We start from the raw sequence: 4,481 nt of genomic DNA on the forward strand, positions 1-4,481 counted from the left end.
CCGAAGCGGCCGCAGGGGCAGCGGCTGGCGCAGCGGCAGCAGGAGCGGCGGCTGGTTTGGCTTCAGCTTTGGCAGCCGGTGCCGCAGCAGGAGCAGGGGCCGCTTGCGCGGCGCCCTCGACTTCCAGCTCCAGCAGTTCGTCGCCTTCTTTCAGACGGTCGCCCAGCTTCACTTTCAGGCTTTTGATGACGCCGGCTTTCGGGGCTGGCACTTCCATGCTGGCCTTGTCCGATTCCAGGGTCAGGATGCTCTGGTCGGCTTCGATGCGGTCGCCGACCTTCACAAACAGTTCAATTACTTCACCTTCACCGCTGCCGATGTCAGGTACGCGAATGAGTTCGCTCACAAAATGTCTCCTCAGCAGTCCAGTGGGTTGCGTTTTTCCGGGTCGATGCCGAACTTGACGATGGCCTCGGCCACGACTTTAGGTTCGATATCACCACGGTCAGCCAGTGCTTCCAGGGCTGCCAACACCACGAAATGACGGTCGACTTCGAAGAAATGACGCAGTTTCTTGCGGCTGTCGCTGCGGCCGAAACCGTCGGTGCCCAGGACTTTGAATTCCTTGGATGGTACCCACTGACGGATCTGCTCGGCGAACAGCTTCATGTAGTCGGTCGATGCGATGACCGGACCTTTACGGCCGCTCAGGCATTCTTCGACGTAGCTCTGCTTAGGCTTCTGGCCAGGCTTCAGGCGGTTGCTGCGCTCCACGGCCAGGCCGTCGCGACGCAGTTCGTTGAAGCTGGTGACGCTCCACACGTCGGCGCCGACGTTGAACTCTTCACGCAGGATCTTCGCCGCTTCACGGACTTCACGCAGGATGGTGCCGGAGCCCATCAGCTGAACGTGGTGCGCCGCGTCGCGGGTGTCTTCTTCGAGCAGGTACATGCCTTTCTTGATGCCTTCTTCGGCACCGGCCGGCATGGCTGGCTGCTGGTACGACTCGTTCATCACGGTGATGTAGTAGAAGATGTCCTGTTGTTCTTCGGTCATCTTCTTCATGCCGTCCTGAATGATCACCGCCAGCTCGTAGCCGTAGGTTGGATCGTAGGTGCGGCAGTTCGGGATGGTCGCGGCCAGCAGGTGGCTGTGACCGTCTTCGTGTTGCAGGCCTTCACCGTTCAGGGTGGTACGGCCGGCGGTGCCGCCGATCAGGAAGCCACGGGTGCGGCTGTCGCCAGCGGCCCAGGCCAGGTCACCGATACGCTGGAAGCCGAACATCGAGTAGAAGATGTAGAACGGCAGCATCGGCTGGTTGTGGCTGGAGTACGAAGTACCGGCGGCGATGAACGAGCTCATGGCGCCTGCTTCGTTGATGCCTTCTTCAAGGATCTGACCTTTCTGGTCTTCCTTGTAGAACATCACCTGGTCTTTATCGACTGGCTCGTAGAGCTGGCCAACGGAGGAGTAGATGCCCAGTTGACGGAACATGCCTTCCATACCGAAGGTGCGGGCTTCGTCCGGGATGATCGGAACGATGCGCGGGCCGATTTCCTTGTCCTTGACCAGTTGCGCGAGGATCCGCACGAAGGCCATGGTGGTGGAAATTTCACGGTCGCCCGAACCATCGAGGATGGCTTTCAGAGTGTCCAGGTCCGGCGTCGGTACGCTGAAGCTCTGCGCGCGGCGCTGCGGAACGAAACCGCCCAGTGCAGCACGGCGCTCGCTGAGGTAGCGGGCTTCGGCGCTGTTCGGCTCTGGCTTGAAGAACGGCAGGTTCTCCAGCTCTTCGTCCTTGACCGGAATGTCGAAACGATCGCGGAACAACTTCAGGCTGTCGACATCGACTTTCTTGGTGTTGTGCGCGGTGTTCTTCGCTTCGCCGGCACCAGTGCCATAACCCTTGATGGTCTTGGCCAGGATGACGGTCGGTTGTTCTTTGTGGTTGACCGCTTCGTGGTACGCCGCATAGACCTTGTACGGGTCGTGGCCGCCACGGTTGAGTTTCCAGATCTCGTCGTCGGACAGATCGGCAACCATCGCCTTCAGTTCAGGCGTGTTGAAGAAGTGCTCGCGAACGAACGCGCCGTCTTTGGCTTTGTAGTTCTGGTACTCGCCGTCGATGACTTCGTCCATGCGACGCTGCAGGATGCCGTCGACGTCTTTGGCCAGCAGTGGGTCCCAGAAACGGCCCCAGATGACTTTGGTCACGTTCCACTGAGCACCGCGGAACACGCCTTCGAGTTCCTGGATGATCTTGCCGTTGCCGCGAACCGGGCCGTCGAGGCGCTGCAGGTTGCAGTTGATGACGAAGATCAGGTTGTCCAGCTTCTCGCGGCCGGCCAGGGAGATCGCGCCGAGGGATTCCGGCTCGTCGCACTCGCCGTCGCCCAGGAAGCACCAGACTTTCTGTTTGCCCGGCTGGATGAAGCCACGGTGTTCCAGGTACTTCATGAAGCGTGCCTGGTAGATCGCCTGGATCGGACCCAGACCCATGGATACGGTCGGGAACTGCCAGAAGTCAGGCATCAGCCAAGGGTGCGGGTAGGACGACAGGCCCTGACCGTCGACTTCCTGGCGGAAGTTGTTCATCTGGTCTTCGGTGATGCGGCCTTCCATGAATGCGCGGGCGTAAACGCCTGGCGAGGTGTGGCCCTGGAAGTAGATCAGGTCGCCGCCGTGTTCGTCGGTCGGGGCCTGGAAGAAGTAGTTGAAGCCGATGTCATACAGAGTCGCACTGGAGGCGAAGCTGGAGATGTGACCACCCAGGTCAGAATCTTTCAGGTTCGTACGCATTACCATGGCCATCGCGTTCCAGCGTACCAGCGAGCGAATGCGGCGTTCCATGAACAGGTCGCCAGGCATGCGTGCTTCGTGGGTCACGGGGATCGTGTTGCGGTAAGGCGTGGTGATGGCGTAAGGGAGCTGCGAGCCGCTGCGGGTCGCGAGTTCACCCATACGGGTCATCAGATAGTGAGCACGGTCTTCGCCTTCTTTGTCGAGAACCGATTCCAGGGCGTCCAGCCATTCCTGGGTTTCGACGGGATCGAGGTCTTGCATGGCTTGCTCCAGGGCGGAAAGGCTTCCAGAATCGGTTGCCTGAGTTTGCGACTGGCCTTGTGGGCAGACGATTTAAAATTCTTGGATTGCCGACAGGTTGTTCCGGCGGCGTGTAGTTTTACTACAAATCTTTGAGCATTTCAGCCTTTCGGATGTATAGACGAGTAGTAAAACTACAGATGAAAGGCTTGTGGCCTCCGACTGCGTTGTGAGAATAATCGTTAAGGTTGGTCGATTACCATCCGTAAAAGGTGAAACTTTGATGCTGGATGCTAAAGAAGAAGAAATTTCAGCTATTTCTAACTTTTGTTCGACAGTCCTTCGCGTAGCGGGTTTTCATCAAACACTACAAGCGGCCATTTACACGCCGATCAAGGATAGACCATGACCCTGCCCGTGCTTGCCGAACTGCCCGCCATTCTCCTGCCGTTGGTCACTCGATCCGAGCAGTCGTTCCGTACGGCCGTCGCCTCGCTGGAAGACGATCACGGCTTCGCCAATTGGACGCCGGAGCGCTGGGCGCAATTCGCCCGCGTCAGTGCCGCCAGCGATTTTGTCATTGAACAGAGCGTTCGTGACCCTTTGATGTTGTTGTCGCTGGTGCAGTCCGGCGAACTCGATCGGCCTTTCGCGCCGGGTGAACTCTGTGCACAGATTGCCGCCGCCTTGAGCGAAGCGCAGAGCGAAGACGAACTCGGTCGTGTGCTGCGTCGCCAGCGCGCGCGCCATCAAGTGCGGATTATCTGGCGTGACCTCAATCGCCAGGCCGATCTGGTGCAGACCTGTCGCGACCTTTCGGACATGGCCGACGCCACCATCGACCAGGCCTATCAATGGCTGTACAGCCGCCATTGCCAGCAGTTCGGCACGCCCACCGGCCGGCGCAGCGGGTTGCCGCAGCAAATGGTCATCCTCGGCATGGGCAAGCTCGGTGCGGTCGAGCTCAACCTGTCTTCCGACATCGACCTGATCTTCGCCTACCCCGAGGGCGGCGAAACCGTCGGGGTGAAACGCGCGCTGGATAATCAGGAGTTCTTCATTCGTCTCGGCCAGCGCCTGATCAAGGCGTTGGACCCGATGACCGTCGACGGTTTCGTGTTCCGCGTCGACATGCGCCTGCGCCCCTACGGTTCGTCCGGCGCGCTGGTGCTGAGCTTCAATGCGTTGGAGCAGTATTACCAGGATCAGGGGCGCGACTGGGAGCGCTACGCGATGATCAAGGCGCGGGTGGTGGCCGGCGATCAGGTGGCGGGTGCGCAATTGCTCGACATGCTGCGGCCGTTCGTTTACCGGCGTTATCTGGACTTCTCGGCGATCGAAGCGCTGCGCACCATGAAGCAGTTGATCCAGCAGGAAGTGCGGCGCAAGGGCATGGCCGACAATATCAAGCTCGGCTCCGGCGGTATCCGCGAGGTCGAGTTCATCGCCCAGGCCTTCCAGCTGATTCACGGCGGGCGTGATCTGAGCCTGCAACAGCG

The 4,481-nt window shown here is 59.8% G+C and carries 4 protein-coding genes; 2 read left to right on the forward strand and 2 right to left on the reverse strand.

The annotated features are described in order from the left end of the window. Both DBR24_RS34350 and aceE read right to left on the reverse strand, forming a co-directional pair. Positions 1 to 346, reverse strand: a 346-nt coding sequence (locus DBR24_RS34350) for a biotin/lipoyl-containing protein (protein WP_305889159.1), incomplete at its 3' end; no start/stop codon positions are given. An 11-nt stretch (positions 347 to 357) separates the two neighbouring features. Further along, a complete protein-coding gene (gene aceE, locus DBR24_RS29365) occupies positions 358 to 3,003 on the reverse strand; it encodes a pyruvate dehydrogenase (acetyl-transferring), homodimeric type (RefSeq protein WP_123470804.1) in 2,646 nt (881 codons plus the stop codon). Between the two features lie 262 nt (positions 3,004 to 3,265). On the opposite strand from aceE, the gene DBR24_RS34355 reads away from it, so the two are divergent. Together DBR24_RS34355 and glnE are read left to right on the forward strand one after the other, a co-directional pair. Then, positions 3,266 to 3,391, forward strand: coding sequence for a hypothetical protein (locus DBR24_RS34355; RefSeq protein WP_256198919.1), 126 nt, complete (start codon positions 3,266 to 3,268; stop codon positions 3,389 to 3,391). Then, a partial coding sequence (glnE, locus tag DBR24_RS34360; protein WP_256591967.1) for a bifunctional [glutamate--ammonia ligase]-adenylyl-L-tyrosine phosphorylase/[glutamate--ammonia-ligase] adenylyltransferase occupies positions 3,388 to 4,481 on the forward strand: 1,094 nt, incomplete at its 3' end. The genes DBR24_RS34355 and glnE, both read left to right, overlap by 4 nt.

This window comes from Pseudomonas sp. HMWF006 (genome assembly GCF_003061205.1).
GTDB classification, from domain to species: Bacteria; Pseudomonadota; Gammaproteobacteria; order Pseudomonadales; family Pseudomonadaceae; genus Aquipseudomonas; species Aquipseudomonas monsensis.